Below are 17,590 nucleotides of genomic sequence, written 5' to 3'. Positions count from 1 at the left end.
GTCACCTTGGGGGGAGATTCATGGAAAAAATCAGCTGGATTAAAGAACTTGTGAAGGCTGAGCAACAGATGGAGGAATCCGGTCTTGTTGATATGAGCTTCGGCTTTGACGCCGAAAAGATTCTTATCAACGACACGATTCAGTTCCTTCTTGCTATGAAAACCGAGTTCGTGGACGCGTCAACGTCCTTCAACGAACTAAAACCGTCGGCTTTGGGCCGCATTAAAATCTACGGTATCGCCAAAACTCACGCAGACTTCATGCTCTTCCGTAACGGCTTTAAAATGATCTTCTCATTGAAAGCTCCGGGACAGATCAGCATCCGCTTCAACTTCATCGGCACCAACTACATTCCAACTCCGGGCATGGAGGCAGCACAAACTGCAACCAACGTGATGGATGAACATATCGTTGAAGCCAAATGGGGGGCCTTCGGCGAAGTGATCTGGACTTATCAAGGTCAGCCGATCAAGCTGGAATACATGGTTCGACACTACATGACTCTTTTCATCAAAGAGAGCTCCAAATAAAAAAGGCCCCGATGGGGCCTTTTCTTTTTTACTCAATTGTTTTTGATACCTGATCCGCTTAGTTTCCGCGAAGTTCAGCCACTGCTTTGGCAATGAAATCCTGATGGGCATCCACACGAGTGAAAACTGAGAAGAGCATACATTTCGGAGTCAGAAGACCTGGCAAAGAATCTCCGCGACTTGCCACACCCCAGACATGCAGGCGACCGTTCAGTTCCAGATAAGCCGGACCACCCGAATCACCGCTGCAAATTCCACGGCGCACAGACTGACCCAACATCACTTCCGTGCGAGAGAAGTTTACATCTTCAATGGACAGCTTGGCAGTTCTCAGTGTGCCCGCACCTTTGCTTAAAAGAATTGTCCAGTTCAGACCGTAACCGGCAACGATCGTGCGCACGTTGTTGTTCAGGTAACCTGAATCGAACAACATCGGCGCCACTTGGTATCCTGCTGGAGCCTCCCCTTCAAAGCGAAGAACCGCAATATCATTCGTGTCCTTGCTTTGCACTTCACCTGTGTAACCGTCATGAACAACCTGCCCCGTCACACGACGGATCTGTTCTTTGCTGGCTTTTTTCATTTCCGGTGCAAAGATCACGACGAGATCTTTGGCTTTAGGGTCCACACAGTGAGCCGCCGTCAAAATCAGATTCTTTGCAATCAAAGTTCCAGAACAGATGTAGCCGAGTTTGGATTCATAGATACCCACTGTGCTGCGACCGATATTGCTGGAGCTTTCAACCTTGTCACCACCAACGATCTGAGAGGAGTCTGTCGGAAGGACTGTTTGTTCCTGAAAATTCTGAGGCGCACAAGCCACAACCAGGAAAAGAGACGCGATCAATAATACTGCTTTATTCATAAAGCCTCCGTTTTGTATGGGCGGAGGTTTATTACAAGACCCCGGATCAATGCCAGTCTATTGCTTGACAGTTTTGCGCCCTTTTTGTCAGTCCCCCCGCCTTTCCTGGAAATTCCCCCTTTAAAACGAATTTATCGCTTCTGGCAGCGAATTTCTTGGCCCCGAGTTCGCATTAAATACTCTCCATGAAATCCCTTCTGTCGCTGACTCTGTGCCTGCTTCTACTCCCTTGGTCCTCTTGGGCCGGGGCAGACTATGCTGTCTCTGAAGCCTCTATTCGTCAGGCCCGCTGCCGTTTTGAGGTGGCACAGACAGATCAAGAAATTCAGCGATACTTTCACAACAGAGCCGATGCCGTGATCAGCGGAACCACGGCGCAAGGTTTTACTTTCAAAAACGACTCAGCAGAGTTGATCCGGGTCTTTAAAAATCTGACTGAAGCCGATCCTTACCGGGAAACAAGGCAGGACACACGCGCTTTCAGTGGAGCGGCTCAATACTGCTCCACCGTGATCTGCGCCACGGAGTATCTGTTCGGAAAAGAAAATGCCTGGAAGGTTCTATACCTGAACAGCCGCTTTAATCTGAATGTGTCACACTGGCGTTTTGAACACGCCTCGGCGTGGACAGCAAATGAATTGAGCACGATCTTAAAAGCCTTAAGCCTGGTGCCGACAGAACTAAGTCGTTTTACTGAAAACAAGAAGCTCGTCCACTATCGTCGGGGCACCAGAGATCCCCGCAATGAAAGCGCTGCGGTCGCCGCCAACAGCGAGATTCTGGTGTATGATTTCTGGAACACCTTAAGCGAAGAAAAAAAGATCTATATTCTGCTGCACGAATTTGCCCACCTGTGGGCCCTGCGCGAAGATGGCAACGACCTGGATCGCAGTGAACCGTGGTTGCAAATCACCGGCTGGGAAATGATCCCCGCAATCCCGGATGTACTGTGGCAGCACAACGGTCGCAAAACCTTCTGGGTGTCCAACTATGCTCAAAGCAATTCAATTGAAGACTTTGCCGAAAGCGTGATGGCTTATCTGTTTGAACCAAACAAGCTGCAACAAAACGACCCGGCCAAGTTTCATTACCTGAAGCAGACCCTTTTTAGGGGTAAAGACTTTCAACAGCCCGGTCAGTGCGAAAACTAAACCACACGCTGAAACTTGGGACTGCCTGACGAAAATATCTGAAACTGCAGGGGGTGCACACTTTGCACCTGCAACTGAATGGGGTCGCCTTTTTTAAGGGGGCGGCCCGTGTGATTGAAGATCAGTAAAAGCTCACCCTGGAAATTGCACAGAGCCTCTGTTGAAGAGGTCACCTCTTCAACGATGGCGTTCAGAATGCGGCCTTTTTCCAAAGAGCGAATAAAAGCCGCGGATGCCATGACTTAGTCCATGTCCTTGGTCAGATCAATGCGACGGAATTGCACAGGACGGATCTCGGGTTCACCGATGTACTGCACTGGCTTCTGAGTGGCCACAGTCGCTGCAGTGGGTGCGGCTGGCGTCGGCTTTTCACTTAAGAACGTCTGCGCAATATTCTGAGTCACATTGAACAAGGCCGATACATTGTTCGCCGTCTGTTGCGCGGCTTTTTCCTCTGCCTTGACTTCTTCGCAGGCGGCTTTAAAAGCATCACCCAGTTTCTTCAAGGCTTCTTTATCAGCCTTGGGCACCTCGAAGGCGGTACTGATTTCAATCGGAATCTCTTTTTGCAGTGGAGGCATGAAGCTGATGTTGTCCACGTCACTCAGGTCCGACGAGTTTGCTTCTTGTTGAACCTCGTCGTTGACCCACTCCGGAAGACTCTCTTCACAGAACATCAGCTGGTCGCGGTTGACTTTGGCGATAAACTCAATTTCACCACGGGACAGATCCACTTCGCGAGCGATCTCATCCACACTCATTCCCTGATGAGCCATGCGCGCGGCTTTGACATATTTTACAGTGTTCTGACGTTCAATGATTTCCGTGTGGGGAATACGATCCTGGAAGATCTTGGCCACTTCCAGACTCTTTTGCATATTTTGTTCGATTTTGCTGATTTGTTTGTCTGCCGCCTGAATCTTGGCCTGGATGTCTTTGACCTTTTGTTCCAACAAGGCGGTGAGCTGATTGACCTGGGTTTCAGTGCGATCTGATAGATCTTCTAAAACCGCGATCTTGCTTTGCAGAAGCTGCAGACCCTTGCTGAGGCGTGGATCATCTTTTGGCGGACGATTTAAGCGCACCCACATACCAACGACCCCGGCCAAAAGAATCAAGTTCACCAGAATTTGTAATAAGACCCAAAAGCTCACCCATCGCCTCCCCGGCTACAGCACTCCTTTAGTTTAGATGGGCTTGGTCCGTCTCACAATGAGACCTAGGTCCTAAATGTATCAAAGCAGGACCTAGACCCCAGATCGCTTTGGGACAGAAAATTCAGTGTGTTATTATGCAACAAAGGGGAGTTTGTATTATGTCGTTGAAAAGATGGCGTGGGGTTCGTTGGACCTCACTGTTGCTGGTGTTGGCCCTATCCGCCTGTGGACCTGTAAAATTTTCTGCGCCATCTTCTGATGATGTAGATACGGACGGAACTGGCATTGCGCCGACTCCAACCCCGAATATTCCGCTCAGAGATGTTCACTACTCAAATCAAGTTCAAGCCACCGACAACAAACTGGATATCGTTCTGATTGTTGATGACTCCAACTCAATGAAACCGGACAACTTGAAGTTGGCGGCGAAGCTCTCCTCCTTCGTCAATAAGCTTCAGGCGTCCAACATTGACTGGCAAATGTGTGCAACCGTGACGCGCGCTCTGCCCGTCAGTGCGACAGATTCTGCCTGGGGGGCTTCAATCTTCTGGCAAAACAGTGCCACTGAAAGTTATCAGCTGGGCATGGTCCTTAGAAAAACAAGCTCTTCTGACCTGAACAGTGTCTTCGTGCACACGATGGAATATATCGATGCGGGCTGGAAGAACTCTGACGATGAGCGGGCAATTAAAGCGGCCTATCACCACGTCTATAACGGTGACTACAATGAAACCCCGAACAATGGCTGCTATCGTCAGGACTCTGCGATTGCCTTCATCATTATTTCTGATGAAGACGAACGCAGCATCGGGGGCGATGCTTCCCAGCAGGTTTACACAGGCGAACTGAAACCGTTGGAAAACGAAGACAAACCACAGGTCTTTGTGGACTATGTCCGCCAAACTTTTGGGGCCGATCGCCGATTCACCGTGAACTCGATCATCGTAAAACCGGGTGATTCCGCCTGTAAGCAGGCGCAAGACACCGGCTCTGCAAAAAGCCACTATGGCTTTAAGTATGCCGAACTGTCCAACCTGACAGGCGGTGGTATCGGAAGTATCTGTGACAGCGATTATTCCACGAACCTGAATCTGTTCATTGATAAGATCAAAGATTCTTTAAGCTCAATTCCTTTGGAATGCACCCCCATTGGCGCGGTGAATGTGACCATTACTCCAAGTATTGGGGTGGTTGAATCCCGCATCGAAGGCATGAACCTGATTTTCAGCACGCCGGTCCCGGCTGGTAAAACCATTGATGTGACTTACCAGTGCGCCGACAACCGCGCTCCGAGCTCTGTGGGCGGAAAAGTGATTCCTCTGAAAGAAGAAGGCTTCTTTGCCCGCATCATGTCCTTCTTCCGCAATCTGTTCTAAGATTTAAAGCTCTAAAGTAAAAAAGGCGTTGAGAGATCAACGCCTTTTTTATTTCCTATGATCAATCTGATTAAACCAACTGCCCCACGAAGTCTTTCATGCGGGCGATGCCTCGTTTCATGGTTTCTTCCGAAACCGCGAAGCTCAGACGCATATACCCCTCGGTCCCACACTCGGCTCCCGGCACGGTGGCGACAAAGAACTTCTCCAACAGCACATCACAGAAGTCCTTGGAGGTCCGAATCACGCGATCCTGATAGGTTCTTCCCAGACAGGCCCGGATATCGACCCAGAAATAAAAGGCCCCTTGCGGCTCTGCCGTTTTAAATCCGGGAACGGTGGCCAGCTCATTCAGACCGCTGTTCTTACGCGCCACCAGTTTTTTCACAACCTCAGCAATGTCCGCCTCCGATGATCTAATTCCTTCCATCAAAGCGTGCTGTGAAATACTGGAGGGCGAGCCGGTGCTTTGACTTTGATAATCTGCCATCGCCGTGATCAGACGCTCCGGGCCCGCTGCCCAGCCGATTCTCCACCCCGTCATTGAATACGCCTTAGATCCACCATTCACCAGCACACAACGATCCTTCAGATCGGGAGCCACCGTCAAAATATGCGGCGCCACCAGGCTGCCATCAAAGACCAGACGGTTGTAAATATCGTCAGAGATGATCACCACCTGCGGATGCTTTCTTAAAACTTCCGCCAGCGCCTTAAGCTCTTCCGCCGAATACTGCAGGCCCGTCGGATTGCTGGGTGAACAGAATAAGAACCCTTTGGTTTTGGCATTGATAGCGGCTTCCAACTTTGCCGGGGTGATTTTAAAGTTTTCAATTTCACCGCACTCTACGATATGCGGAACCCCATCTGCCAGCTCCACCATTGCCGGATAGCTGACCCAATAAGGAGTTGCGATCACCACTTCATCCCCGGGCGAGCAGATCATTTGCAGAGCGGAAAAAATTATGTACTTCGCACCTGACGCCACCGTGATTTCCTTGGGCGAATATTCAAAGCCCAATTCGTTCTTCAGTTTCTGTGAAATGGCTTTGCGAAGTTCGACGGTTCCGTTGGCGGGAGTGTACTTGGTAATGCCTTTTTGAATGGCTTCAATCCCCGCCTGGGAAGGGCCCGCGAAAGTGGGCCAGTCCGGTTCACCAACCGTCAAAGAGATCACATCATGGCCCTGGGCCGCCAGCTCTTTGGCTTTAGCCACCAAGAAAAGCGTTGGGGAAGGCTTTAGATTTTGTGCTCTTTTGGAAAGCTGGATCAAGACACACTCCTTTATCTTTATCTTTTCAATTTTTCATTCATGGCATCAATCACGATGTCCGGAACCAGGTCCTTCAAAGCGCCACCATTGGCCGCCACTTCCTTCACACCTCGCGAAGAGATGTAGTAGTACTCGGGACTGGCAAAAACCAGCATCGTTTCAAAGTCGGGAGCCAGTTTGCGGTTCATATTGGCCATGGTCATTTCGTACTCGAAGTCGACCACCGCTCGCAGACCACGCACGATCACCTGAGCTTTGGCTTTCTTCATGTATTCCACCGTCAGACCACCAAAGATGTCGACTTTAACGTTCTTCAGATGCGCAAGAGACTTTTCTATCAATTGTTTACGTTCTTCGCCAGTGAACATGCTCTGCTTCTGGGAAGATTGCGCAACTAAAACGATCACCTGATCATAAAGCGGCGAAATGCGGTTGATGATATCCACATGTCCCATGGTGATCGGATCAAAGCTTCCCGGATAAACGGCAATTCTACTCATGGTTTTCCTCTTCCTGCTGCAAAGCACTTTCATGGCAGAACATACTCAAGATCTTGTCGCCATATTCTTTTTTGCTGTAACGAACCAGTGCGCCGTAGCGATCTTCCATTCTTTCTTTAGCCTGTGATTCAATGGCCAGCAAAGTCGTCGGCCCAAAAGCCACACTGCCACTGGCCGCTTCCATCACTGCATGCGCCATTTTTTCCGTAAACGGCGGGTCTGCAAAAATGATGTCGAAAGGCTCTCCCGAATAAGATTTCAGGAAGGCAATCACGTCCATATTGACGATCTTGTAATCCGAAGCTGGCACGCGCAGCTTTTCAAAATTCTGACGAGTGATCGCCAAAGACTTCGGATTCTTTTCCACAAACGTGCAAAACTCAGCACCACGGGACAGGGCTTCAATTCCCAGATTCCCCGTGCCACAGAAAAGATCGGCCACACGAGAGCCTTCAATTTCAAACTGCAATTTATTGAATAAGGTCTCTTTGACTCGATCGGTTGTGGGGCGGATATGGTCTGCATTGAAAGAGACCAACTGATGTCCACGATATTTCCCCGCAATAATTCTCATTTTTCCAAATCCTCGGCCATCTTAACGACAGCAAAAATATCTTCAAATGGTTTGGGTACAAAAAGATTGGCCCCCATTTGCAAAGCCGTTTCCATGTTATGTTCACCGGCAAACGCCGACATCAAGATCACCTTGGCTTCGGACTGTTCGCGCATTTCCTTTAAGACTTCAGGTCCGGTTCGCCCTGGCATCAAAACATCCAGGAAAACCAGATCGGGCTTGGAGCTCTGCCACAACTGCAGACCTTCATTGCCGTCCACAGCTTCCACGACCTCGTGCCCCTTGCCTTTTAAGGCACGGCTCAAAGAGCGACGAACCAGAGCCTCATCATCCACAATCAAAATCTTCACGGTGCATTCCTTTGCGGCAGCATGATCACAAAGCAAGTGCCATGCGGCTCGACGTTACGGAACTCGATGGTTCCCCCGAATTTTTCGATGACTGACTTAGACATACTTAACCCAAGACCCGTACCATGTCCCTCTTTTTTTGTGGTAAAGAAAGGCTCAAAAATACGACGACGAATGTCCTCTGGAATCCCCGGCCCGGTGTCTTCAATTTCCAGATACACATGCCCCTGATCGTGACGGGTTCTCACACTCAGACGTCCGGCTTCTTTCATGGCCTGACAGGCATTGTTAATCAAATTAAAGACCACCTGCTGCAAAAGATGAGGCTCCACATAAACTGTCTGCCCTAAAGTTTCCAAATCCACTTCCAGACGATGGGTGCGCAGCGCCGACTTCAGCATCGGCAGGGTTCTTTCGACCACTTCATCGACGCTGATGTATTCGGACGGCTGATCCTCGCCCTTAGAGAAATCCAGAAGATTTTTGATAATTCGTTGCGAACGGGCGGTGGCCTTTTCGATTTCCACCAGATCCGAATGCAGGTTGCTGCCAGGCTCCGCCTCTTGCAGTAAAACCTGTGACAACGAACGCAAACCTGTCAGAGGATTATTCAGTTCATGGGCGATATGGCCCGCCAGCATCCCGATCGCACCCATTTTTTCACTTTGCAACATGCGCAGGTACAACTCGCGCGATTGAGTGATATCCACATACTGATTCACAACGTTGGTGGGTCTTGTGCTTTGATCCAGAAGAACCGGATAGCTATGCACCTGATAAATCCGCCCATCCACCTGAATCTGACCTGCCGCTGGCGCACCGTCTTTCAGGGCCTGCGGCACCGGACACCCCTCACAGGCGGCATTACGACGAGCAAAGCTTTCATGACATTTATTGTGCATAAAACGATCGCTGAACTTGCGATTGGCGCGAACTACATTGTAGTCAATGTCCACAATCGCAATCGGATCACGCATACCATCGAAAGTTTTTTCCCAGCGATAGGAAAATCCTGAAAGCTGACTTTCCAAAAGAACGCGATCCAGGGCCATACTTAAGGGGCGCACCCGATCGCTCATAAAGTCCATGAAAGGACCCATCTCTTTGTCGTTCAAAGAGTTTTCAATACATAAAATAGCCTCACCCTGCCCGCTGGTCAGGTGACTGGTCAGACGCAGCTCAAAGGGCACAATATAGGCTTTGATAAAAGGTCTCCCAAAGTGATTCGCAAAATAGCGGGTCAGCTCGGGGCTTGGCACCTGGGCTGCTTTAGGAAACTCAAAGTAGCTGGCCGTTTCAGTTTGGGTGAAATGCCCGGACTGGAAGCTTAAGAAAAAGGTCTTCGCGCCCCCCAGGCGGAACGACAAGATGGGGTCACCCATCTTGTGGAACTTGCGAAGCTCCTTGCGCAGGATCGCCAGAATATCCTCGAAAGAGGTCTGCGTCGCCAGATCCTTGATAAACCGGATCAGTTGCCTCTCACGATTCAGTTTCTCACTTTCCTCGTGGTGGGACATTTCGATGTACTGGGTTCTTTCTTCGACCATCGCCTCTAACGAATGGGTCAGAGCTTCCAGCTGTTTGTTCTGGTGGGAGGATTCCTTCAGCAGCAGGGAGCGGGACAAAAACATCGAGTGGCGTTGCAACGCCAGATCCAGCTGCTCCCAGATCTCGTGCTCCGACAGTGGCCAGCGCATAAAACGATAAACTTGAGCCTTATTGATGCCCTCGCGCACTTCCTGTTCATTCAGATCCTCTGCAATCAACAAGCGCGGCGCCATTGGCTGCAAAGTGCGAGCTTTAAATAAGAACTCCAAGGCATCACTGTCCGAAGAACCCTGGACCAAGATCGAGGAAAATCGCTGGGTTTGCAAAAGAGGCAGAGCCTCACTGGTGGAGGCTCTGAATATGATCTCAACCTCCCGCTTTTGAAACGGGAAGAAATGCGGCAGTCTAATTGGCGATACGTTTCCGACCCACAGGATTGGATCCAGCTTGTTCGGAATCGAAATAAGACCCTGAGTACTCGCCATTCAGTGATTTCTCCAACACTCTCAAGTGGTCCAGCCACATCTGAAGAACATTGTTCAAATCATACTCCAGGACGTCGGCTAAAAGAACAAAATCCTTGTTTTCCAAAGCGCGCAAAGCCTCAAGAACCGTTCTTTTACTTTCAGCTTCGGTCTTTTCCCAGCGAACTGGACTTCCCCCTAGGAATTGATCTCCCATGGTTTCTTTGATCGTCATGGCGCTGTCGATCAGGAATTCGCAGTTCTGCACCAGATCGTGAATGGGCTTGAGCAGACCACTCAATCCCTGAACGCGCATGCGCTTAGCCAGATTCTCCGTTCTTTGCATCAGTTCCGGCAAAGCCTCCATCCAGCCGCGCAATACCAGTACGGTCAGATCACGGCTGTTTTCAGTCAGGTACTCCAGAGTTTCAATCTGCTCCAAAGTCACTGTGGAAAAACGGGCTTCGTCGGCTTCGGCGATTTCCAGACCGTTGACGATATAGCGACACACCACTTGGTTGGTGTGTCTTAGATCCTGTTCGATGTCGCTAAAGACTTTGGCCAAAGAAATGTTCTCTTGATAAAAATTGCGAAGGTCTTCTCCGCTGACTTTAAAGCGCTCCATTGCCTACCTCTTCCTTGAGTGCCTCATGCGGAATGTATACATGAAGATGGCGTTTCAAACGCTCATGCACATTCAAAGTTGCGGTACGGATTTCCTCGAGCGTGCCGGGTGCAATGCGGATTCTTTCCGCATGATACCAGCTTACTAAAGGACTCAATTCCGGAACCATTCGGCTAATATTTGAAATAACTTCTTCAGCACTGTCCAGGAACGGAGCCACCTTCTCCACCCCCAGTGTCGGCAACAGTCCCAACTGCTCCATAGCAAAATTGTTGATATCATTGAGCTTCATCGCACCCTGAACAATCTCCATGCGCTCGGCCACTGGGAACTCCCCCCCCAGATAAAGTGCCTGAACCAGATCCCACTGGAATCGCTCGGCCGCGGCTTCTTCGCGAGCATAACTCACAAGACCGCCACTTCGAACAATGAGTCCCGGATCCACATGACCTGCCAAGAGGTTCGCAATCGCGGCTCCCACCTGTTCAGGCACCAGTGTTCCCTGATCTTCTGCGCGATAGATAAAGCCCAAGCTGGCTTTCGGACCCGTTTCCCAGAAGTTCACCGGTCCGACGCTGACGTTCAAAGTCGGAGTGTCCGTCAAAGACGCCACATGAATCGGTGCACTGTCGCAGCCGATCAGCAATTCCGCATTTTTAAGAATCGCAAACAAATCTGACATCTGAGTGCGACCGGCCAGATTCACAAACTGAAGTTCCTTCACTTCAGCTTCAATCTGTAATGCCACCGGCGCTTCCCCTGCAGAACCGATCAAAACCACCGGCAGCTCTGTAAACTGACGCGCCAACTGACGAAGCGCCCGCACCCAGGCCCCCGCCGACAAAGCTTTGTTGGCATCACTGGCGCCCACATGCAAAACCAGATAACGTTCCGGCAGCGTCAACTTGCATTCCGGAATCTCAGCAATGCTCCAGTCCGCTTCGGTGTACTGAAGTTCAATCATCGAGGCCATGACATCGGCCACGTGAACCCTGTTGGGTTTGTCCAAACCCACCTGAGCATAAAAATAAGCACTGACCTCATCGGCCAGACACAAACTGCCATCTTTAAAGCGGGTGTACCCCTGAACCTCGGTATGCAACTCAGAAACTGCATGGGTCAGGTAGCTGGAAAACGGAGAAAATGTGAAGTTAATAATTCGGTCAAAGCCTTCCGACTTCAACTCGCTCACAAAACGATCCATTTCCTGCAAAGAGGCTTCAATATCCGGCTCTGCCTGGACCAGAGGAGTCAGTATTTCACTGGAAGGCAAGGACCAGTGACGATCCACCGCCTGAAGCCCCACCAAAGCCCCTTCAAAACGAGGACGTGTCAACAGATGGATCTCGGCCTTCGGATACATACGACGCAAGCCCTGCAGAGCCGGCCACGTCATATAGATATCGCCCAATCTAGCGAGTTGCAGAACGAGTATTTTCATTTTTGATCTGTTCCTTCACAAGCTCTTTGAGCATTTGAATTTTTTCAGCTTCTTTACTATAGCTCTGCGTTTTCAGGATTTCGCTGGAGGCTTTTTCCAGTCTCTTCAAAGCCGCTGATAGGTAATTGTCCAATTCCTTTTGCATAGTACGCTCCTTCCCTGAAGAGAGATTGCAAGTGACGGTAAATATCTTCACGGATAGTCAGCAACTCGCCCTGCTCCTGCAAGGCGGCCAAAACACGGTCCACGATCTGCACCGGTTGGGTATAACGTGCAATCAGGGCTTCCACAAAACCCTGGAAGTAGCCGGCTTCATCGTTTTTGGAGCGCACAATTTCCTGTGCCACCAAAACCAGGTCCGCCATTTCCGACGCCTGCACCGACTTCTTCTGCAGCATCATGTCTCTAGAAGGCAGAGCCTCCTGGATCCTCGCCTGCCAGCTCCTATAAAGAACTGTACGTTCAGCAAAGTCCGCAAGGATCTCTTTGGCTCCTTTTTTAGGTTGATCCCGCAACAGCCCTTGAACAGCGGTCAGCAGGGACGAAGGCGCCTGATCCAGATAGGTCTTCCAAGTGGCCCGTTCCAGAGCCTGGGCAAACTGGGTCACCTGATGTTTTTCATCACTCAGCTCGTCCCACACCGCTTCAAAAACCTTTTCAACAGTTATATCCTGCGCGCACAAATGACTTGGCTGAGAACACGCTTGAGAATGCCCACACGGTGAACAAGGCACCTGCGCTGTCAGCATCCGAGCCCCTTGAATGAAGGCTCCGGTCTTGGTGGCATCACTGCTTCCCAAGACAAGCTCCACGAGGGGAGTTCCCAGTTGTGCCGCCAGATGTTTGATACTGGTGTCACCGGTCACAAGAAGGGCGCAATCCTGAAGGTGACGACGGGCCTCATTGAGATCACAAATCAACAGATCCTTTTCGGCAAAGGCTTGCAGCAAAGTCTCTTTTTCAAAAGAAGCCCCCAGGATTTGAACCTTATAGTCCACCAAGGCGACTTCAATAGTTCGTTTCAACTGGGCAAAGTTCTCTAGCCCCCAGTTCTTCTTTTCATTGCTGGTCAGGCACTGAAACAAAATGCGCTTGTTTTTCTTTTTCTCTCCGCGAACTTGCGGCTGAACCGGCAAATCAAATGAATTCCCCAAAAGTTCGACGTAATGGAAAAGTGACTTTTGCGAACCCGCAAAGCGCTCATTAAAGTAGCGAATCCAGCGATTATCCAAACCCCGGAAACGCCCCGCACTGTGATACAGACCCTTTTTCACTGGAATTTCCAACGCCCCCAGCAGATAGCCGCTGAGTTTGTTGTGAGTGAAGTTAAATGCCATATCATAGTTCTCGACATCCAGGGACTTCACCAGCTCCTGCACCTGAGAAAAAGACCAAAGAATGTTGAATCCGCCTTCCCCTAGGCCTCGCTGAATCATTTCGCGATCAAAATAGATATAGCGTTCCACCAGTCCCTGCAGCAGTTTTTCCACCTGAGAAAATTGACGGTTGACCAGAAGGTGAATCTCCGCCTCAGGATGCTTCGCACGCAAAGCGCGCAACAGCGGTTCCTGCTGAATGATGTCACCAAGCCTTAAAAGGGAAAGAACCAGAATTTTCATTATTTCACCAGCTCACCGAGCACTCGAAACATCTGCTTTTGCTTTTCAGCCATCGCCGATGTTTCCACTACAGGTGTAATGTCGTTAATGGACAAATTATGACGAGGAAGATTGTACAGGGCCTTCATGTTGATGCCGAACTCCTGGAAATGATACTTCAAAGAATCCAAAGAACGACCTGTCATGTGAGAGAAAAGTTCGGCGAAGAAGTCCGCCTGCTGACCCCAGCACTCACGGAAAGACAGAACGAAAGAGCGATGATTCAGGATCTCCTGGAAAAGGTCGGACTTGAAAAGTTCCTGAGCATCCTGAACCACGCGGATTTCGACGCGTTCTTCAAGCTCGGGGAACTGCGAACGGAACACCGGGATCAGAGACTCGCGGGATTCAACCACCGTGATACGCACATCCGGGTCGACGTCAGCCAGTGCGGCCACATGGAAACCCGCACCCAAACCGACAACGATGACATGTTCGGCCGGCAAAACACCCAAAGAGTAAGCCCATTTCAAGCCCTCACCACGAGGGTCCTGCAAAGAGGCCAGAGGCTGACCTTCTTCAAAAGCAATCAATGAAGATTCGTGGTTTTCAGAAAATGTGATCATTGACATGTTAAGCAACCTTCTGTGAAGCGATGATTTTCTTTTTCAAGTTACGAACTTCCTGATGATCCGGATTCCAAAGAAGGACACGTTCCATTTCCAGCAAAGCCTGATCCACCTGACCTGCGCTGCACAGCAAGTTGATCAGAACCAGCGACATATCCTCGTCTTCTTCCACACTGGCAAGATAACCCTGAAGCGCTTCGATGGCTTTTTGTAACTTACCATCGCGCAGACCCCAGTTCGCCGCCAGATGAACAGCCGTTCGGTTTTGTGGATTGATATCAATAGCAGATTCAATGTTTGCCCAGGCCAGTTCAAGATCGCCGAACTGACTGTGTACCATGGCAAGTCCCACCCAGGCCTTGTCGTTTTCTGGATTGATTTCAACAGCCTTGCGGAAGCAGAACAAAGACTTATCATAATCATTGCGCTGCACTTCCAGTGTGCCGAAATTCACCAATAATACATCCGACTGAGGATTCAGAGTGTAGGCCTTATTATAGTATTCTTCTGCCCCGTCAAAATCACCCTGACGCACAAAAATATTACCCATGTTTTTGTAAGTCTCAAACAGCGTGGAGGTCTCTTCAGTCAGAACGGCCAGCGCCTCGTAGTACTTATCCAAAGCTTCCTGGTCACGGCCCGCTTTATACAAAGCAGTGGCATAGCCATGCAAACTTTCAAAGCCATAGTCCACTTCTGCCAAAGTCTTGCGTACAATCAAAGACTCTGAGTTGCGCGACATCTTATCAAGGCAGTTTGCCAGCATGTTCAAAGTCGCCGGATTCTTGGAATCTTTATTCGAGGCTTCTCTGAGAAGATTCATCGCCAGAGGATATTCACGGTGCTTCATCAGCACTTGTGCATTGCGAATGAACTTGGCCACACGCTCATCGACAATTTTTTCTTCTTTGACTTCAGACACTTCCGCTTCAAAGTCGGCAATAGCCTGTTGCGGATCAAAATAAATTTTGGGGGCATCCTGATAGCTTTCAGGATTTGAATTAATACCAGAAATTTCACTGGACTTTTGAACGATCTGATTTTCCAACATCTGACGTGATCTCCTCGCGCAGAATTGAAGGAGCAACACAGATGCCAAAGGGTGCTTTGTGCTTTAATTGATTCTGAGGCAGACTCAGCCAGTTGTTTGACTCTTTGACCGAATCTGCCGTCATGTTTTTGTCAGGAATTTTTTTCCTAGACCTCTTCATCCAGACGCTGATTGAAGGTCTTGGTCTTGTAACCACCAACTGCTTTACGGCTGCGGCGGACTTCCTGCAACTCACGGATGATAGAGTTCTTGGCCATTTCAATGCACGCCAGGACCTGAATATCCTGCTCGATTATGCGGGCAACATACTCGTCCTTGATAGCCAGGGCTTCTTTCACCTCGCGGCGCTCATTTTCCGGAATGACGGCTCCTGCCCCCATTTCGTCGTGCGCCTTTTCGATCTGTGCATCCACATATTTCAGAACATCCAGAATTCTATCGCGGGTTTGGTAGAAGTGCTCCAGATTGTCGAACTGCCCTTGGGCAAAGTTCGCCAGCTCCACCTCATTCAAAGAGTAGAACTTCTCGAGGTAGTGATTCTTTTCGTTCAACAACGTGATGATTCTGGTCATGTCCCCTCCACAGTGACTCATTCTTAACCCGCTTTTTTGTCTGTATTGTTGGCTTCTTGTTTCAGTTTTTCCACGGCTTGAACCCAACCATCATAAAGAGTGTTGAGAAGCTTCAGATTCTCTTTCAACGGCTCTGGACTGCCAGAGATGTTGGCTTTCGTGTACTGCTCCATCATGAACATATAGAGTTGTTCCAGTTGATTAGCGACTTCACCACCGACCTTGTGATCCAGGGTGTTGTTCAGCTCCATAATGATGTCGAAGGCCCGGCCGATGTTCATGCCGCGATCGGCGATCTTCTTTTCTTCTGCGGCCTTGATCGCCAGCTTGGTAAACTTAATGGCACCTTCGTATAGCATCAGCAGGATTTTTTCCCTGCTGGCACTTTGCACGGAAGTTGTTTTGTACTTCTGATACGCATTCTTATTCATAGCCCCTCACTCCATCATGTTCAAAAATCAACGCTCTTAACCCTGTGGTTGCGCCATTGCCGCAAACTTCGCCTGTTGCGCATTCAGGGCAGACATCTTCTGCTCCAGATCCGCAAACTTACGTCTTAGGCTGTCTTCTTTTCTTTCCAATTGGCGTTCTTTCGTCTCAATACGGTTGTTCACCTGCTTGATACGATCCTCCAAACCGCGCTTGCGGTTGGAAATAGTGCCGAACTGCCCGTTCACCAGATTTCCAATCTCACGCTTGACCGTGGCCACAAATCCGGTGTTAAAGCCATCCCCTCTCAGGAAGGCAGCCACCCCTTGGGGATTGGCCTGCAGTACTTTATTGAACTTGTCCTGGGAAAAGTTCAAAGTACCGTTTCGATTGAACTCGATCCCCAGCTCACCCACCCGGCGAATCGGAGACTCCACACCCATCTGTGGATTCAGAATCACCCGGCGCAAACTGTTTTCAATCGAGCGCAGCATCCCGTCGCCGCCCAAAGGGCCCAGTGACGGATTCTTGCCGTTTCCAGCCTGAAGCTTGTTCTGCTTCTGGATAAATTCCAAAGCCGCGTTGTAAGCATCCACGAAGCTTTTAATCTTGCCGCTGATGACTTCGAGGTTCTCTTTCACAGAAAGACGAATCTCGCGCCCCGGAGCCGCTGATTTGAAATCCAAAGTCACACCCGGCACCAAATCCGTGGATTTGTTGTCAGGAAGTTCAATCTCAAAGCCGTCGACTTTCACCTTCGCGTTCTGAGCTTTGCGGGATTCATCAAAGTACATGTCCTGATCGCCATCCAGAAGATAGATCTTCGGGAAGCTCACCTGACTGTCGCTTCCAGTCGCCAAACCGGAAACCAGCAGCTTGAAAGGATTCTCGCTGTCTTTGCGATCCTCCAGCACCTGCGCCTTGAGTCCCACATTGGAAGCATTAATCTGCTTGGCCACCCCCTCCAACGTGGAGTTGCTGCCATTGATATAAACTTCCTTTGTTCCTTCCGGAGTCTGGAATTTGATATATCCAGTCCCCATCTGAGTTTCATTTTTGTCCGGGAAACCGTTGGAGATCGCCGCCGGCTTCTGCGCCAGCTGCACGACTTCAATCGCATAGTCCCCTGGAATCGCACTTTGCGGATCGACCAGGCCATCCACCACATTGGGATCACCACTCAGGAATTTTTTGTCGATAAATCCGCTGGTCGAAGTCAGCTCACCCAGATTCTTGGTGATATCATTGACCTTTGTTTCCAGATCCTGCACCAGCTTGAGTTTGTCCTCTTGCTTGGCGCGACCGGCTTCCATCTGTTTCACAGGAATACGCTCAGCATCCATCAGCTGCTCAACGATATTTGGTGGTAGCCCAGAGGCCATGCCTGTAATTCGGAATCCTGCCATGAATTCATTGTGTCAAAATGATTCAGCAACCGTGAGTCAATTAAATGTCTC

At 49.8% G+C, this 17,590-nt stretch carries 19 protein-coding genes; 3 read left to right on the top strand and 16 right to left on the bottom strand.

Features of this window, described 5'->3' with window-relative positions:
• The first annotated feature begins 20 nt into the window (after positions 1-20).
• Complete coding sequence (locus ACZ5ZZ_RS02730; protein ID WP_374001263.1) at positions 21-530, top strand: hypothetical protein; 510 nt, start codon at positions 21-23, stop codon at positions 528-530.
• Positions 531-588: 58 nt separating this feature from the next.
• Here ACZ5ZZ_RS02730 and ACZ5ZZ_RS02725 read toward each other — a convergent pair whose 3' ends face one another.
• Positions 589-1,395 (bottom strand): S1 family peptidase, encoded by an 807-nt coding sequence (locus ACZ5ZZ_RS02725; RefSeq protein ID WP_464141120.1) that lies wholly within the window; start codon positions 1,393-1,395, stop codon positions 589-591.
• Positions 1,396-1,580: 185 nt separating this feature from the next.
• Here ACZ5ZZ_RS02725 and ACZ5ZZ_RS02720 point away from each other — a divergent pair, with 185 nt between their 5' ends.
• Positions 1,581-2,546 (top strand): hypothetical protein, encoded by a 966-nt coding sequence (locus ACZ5ZZ_RS02720; RefSeq protein WP_464141118.1) that lies wholly within the window; start codon positions 1,581-1,583, stop codon positions 2,544-2,546.
• On the opposite strand, the gene ACZ5ZZ_RS02715 is transcribed toward ACZ5ZZ_RS02720, so the two are convergent.
• Together ACZ5ZZ_RS02715 and ACZ5ZZ_RS02710 are read right to left on the bottom strand one after the other, a co-directional pair.
• Positions 2,543-2,785, bottom strand: a complete 243-nt coding sequence (locus tag ACZ5ZZ_RS02715; RefSeq protein ID WP_464120064.1) for a hypothetical protein — start codon at positions 2,783-2,785, stop codon at positions 2,543-2,545. The genes ACZ5ZZ_RS02720 and ACZ5ZZ_RS02715 overlap by 4 nt on opposite strands.
• 3 nt (positions 2,786-2,788) lie before the next feature.
• On the bottom strand, positions 2,789-3,700 hold the full coding sequence (locus tag ACZ5ZZ_RS02710; protein WP_464141116.1) for a DUF2802 domain-containing protein: 912 nt from the start codon (positions 3,698-3,700) through the stop codon (positions 2,789-2,791).
• 161 nt (positions 3,701-3,861) lie between these two features.
• Between ACZ5ZZ_RS02710 and ACZ5ZZ_RS02705 the strand changes: the two genes are divergently transcribed.
• Positions 3,862-5,079 (top strand): hypothetical protein, encoded by a 1,218-nt coding sequence (locus ACZ5ZZ_RS02705; protein WP_464120062.1) that lies wholly within the window; start codon positions 3,862-3,864, stop codon positions 5,077-5,079.
• A gap of 70 nt (positions 5,080-5,149) precedes the next feature.
• Here the strand turns inward: ACZ5ZZ_RS02705 and ACZ5ZZ_RS02700 are convergent, their stop codons facing one another.
• The 13 genes from ACZ5ZZ_RS02700 to fliD form a co-directional block, all read right to left on the bottom strand.
• The gene (locus tag ACZ5ZZ_RS02700) at positions 5,150-6,352 is read right to left on the bottom strand and encodes a pyridoxal phosphate-dependent aminotransferase (protein WP_464141114.1); all 1,203 of its coding nucleotides are present in this window, start codon (positions 6,350-6,352) and stop codon (positions 5,150-5,152) included.
• A 17-nt stretch (positions 6,353-6,369) separates the two neighbouring features.
• Positions 6,370-6,852: a pantetheine-phosphate adenylyltransferase gene (gene coaD, locus ACZ5ZZ_RS02695; RefSeq protein WP_464120060.1), complete on the bottom strand. Its 483-nt coding sequence runs from the start codon at positions 6,850-6,852 to the stop codon at positions 6,370-6,372.
• Complete coding sequence (rsmD, locus tag ACZ5ZZ_RS02690) at positions 6,845-7,426, bottom strand: 16S rRNA (guanine(966)-N(2))-methyltransferase RsmD (protein ID WP_464120059.1); 582 nt, start codon at positions 7,424-7,426, stop codon at positions 6,845-6,847. The genes coaD and rsmD overlap by 8 nt, the downstream gene beginning before the upstream one ends.
• Positions 7,423-7,776 (bottom strand): response regulator, encoded by a 354-nt coding sequence (locus ACZ5ZZ_RS02685; protein WP_464141112.1) that lies wholly within the window; start codon positions 7,774-7,776, stop codon positions 7,423-7,425. Before ACZ5ZZ_RS02685 ends, rsmD begins: the two co-directional genes overlap by 4 nt.
• On the bottom strand, positions 7,773-9,809 hold the full coding sequence (locus ACZ5ZZ_RS02680) for an ATP-binding protein (RefSeq protein ID WP_464133237.1): 2,037 nt from the start codon (positions 9,807-9,809) through the stop codon (positions 7,773-7,775). Before ACZ5ZZ_RS02680 ends, ACZ5ZZ_RS02685 begins: the two co-directional genes overlap by 4 nt.
• Positions 9,730-10,413, bottom strand: coding sequence for a hypothetical protein (locus ACZ5ZZ_RS02675; RefSeq protein ID WP_464141110.1), 684 nt, complete (start codon positions 10,411-10,413; stop codon positions 9,730-9,732). The genes ACZ5ZZ_RS02680 and ACZ5ZZ_RS02675 overlap by 80 nt, the downstream gene beginning before the upstream one ends.
• Positions 10,400-11,854: a glycosyltransferase family 9 protein gene (locus ACZ5ZZ_RS02670; protein ID WP_464141108.1), complete on the bottom strand. Its 1,455-nt coding sequence runs from the start codon at positions 11,852-11,854 to the stop codon at positions 10,400-10,402. The genes ACZ5ZZ_RS02675 and ACZ5ZZ_RS02670 overlap by 14 nt, the downstream gene beginning before the upstream one ends.
• Positions 11,855-11,910: 56 nt before the next feature.
• Positions 11,911-13,473 (bottom strand): glycosyltransferase family 9 protein, encoded by a 1,563-nt coding sequence (locus tag ACZ5ZZ_RS02665; RefSeq protein WP_464141106.1) that lies wholly within the window; start codon positions 13,471-13,473, stop codon positions 11,911-11,913.
• Positions 13,473-14,084: a hypothetical protein gene (locus ACZ5ZZ_RS02660; RefSeq protein ID WP_464120053.1), complete on the bottom strand. Its 612-nt coding sequence runs from the start codon at positions 14,082-14,084 to the stop codon at positions 13,473-13,475. Before ACZ5ZZ_RS02660 ends, ACZ5ZZ_RS02665 begins: the two co-directional genes overlap by 1 nt.
• 1 nt (position 14,085) lies before the next feature.
• Positions 14,086-15,132 carry a tetratricopeptide repeat protein gene (locus tag ACZ5ZZ_RS02655; RefSeq protein ID WP_464141104.1) on the bottom strand — a complete coding sequence of 349 codons (1,047 nt, stop codon included), beginning with the start codon at positions 15,130-15,132 and terminating at the stop codon, positions 14,086-14,088.
• A gap of 146 nt (positions 15,133-15,278) precedes the next feature.
• On the bottom strand, positions 15,279-15,704 hold the full coding sequence (locus ACZ5ZZ_RS02650) for a hypothetical protein (protein ID WP_464120051.1): 426 nt from the start codon (positions 15,702-15,704) through the stop codon (positions 15,279-15,281).
• A 23-nt stretch (positions 15,705-15,727) separates the two neighbouring features.
• Entirely contained in the window at positions 15,728-16,135 is a 408-nt protein-coding gene (fliS, locus tag ACZ5ZZ_RS02645) for a flagellar export chaperone FliS (RefSeq protein WP_464120050.1), read from the bottom strand.
• A 36-nt stretch (positions 16,136-16,171) separates the two neighbouring features.
• Complete coding sequence (fliD, locus tag ACZ5ZZ_RS02640) at positions 16,172-17,539, bottom strand: flagellar filament capping protein FliD (RefSeq protein ID WP_464141102.1); 1,368 nt, start codon at positions 17,537-17,539, stop codon at positions 16,172-16,174.
• Between the last annotated feature and the right edge of the window lie 51 nt (positions 17,540-17,590).

The organism is Bdellovibrio sp. HM001 (assembly GCF_055397275.1).
This window is presented reverse-complemented; position numbering and strand designations above follow the sequence as displayed.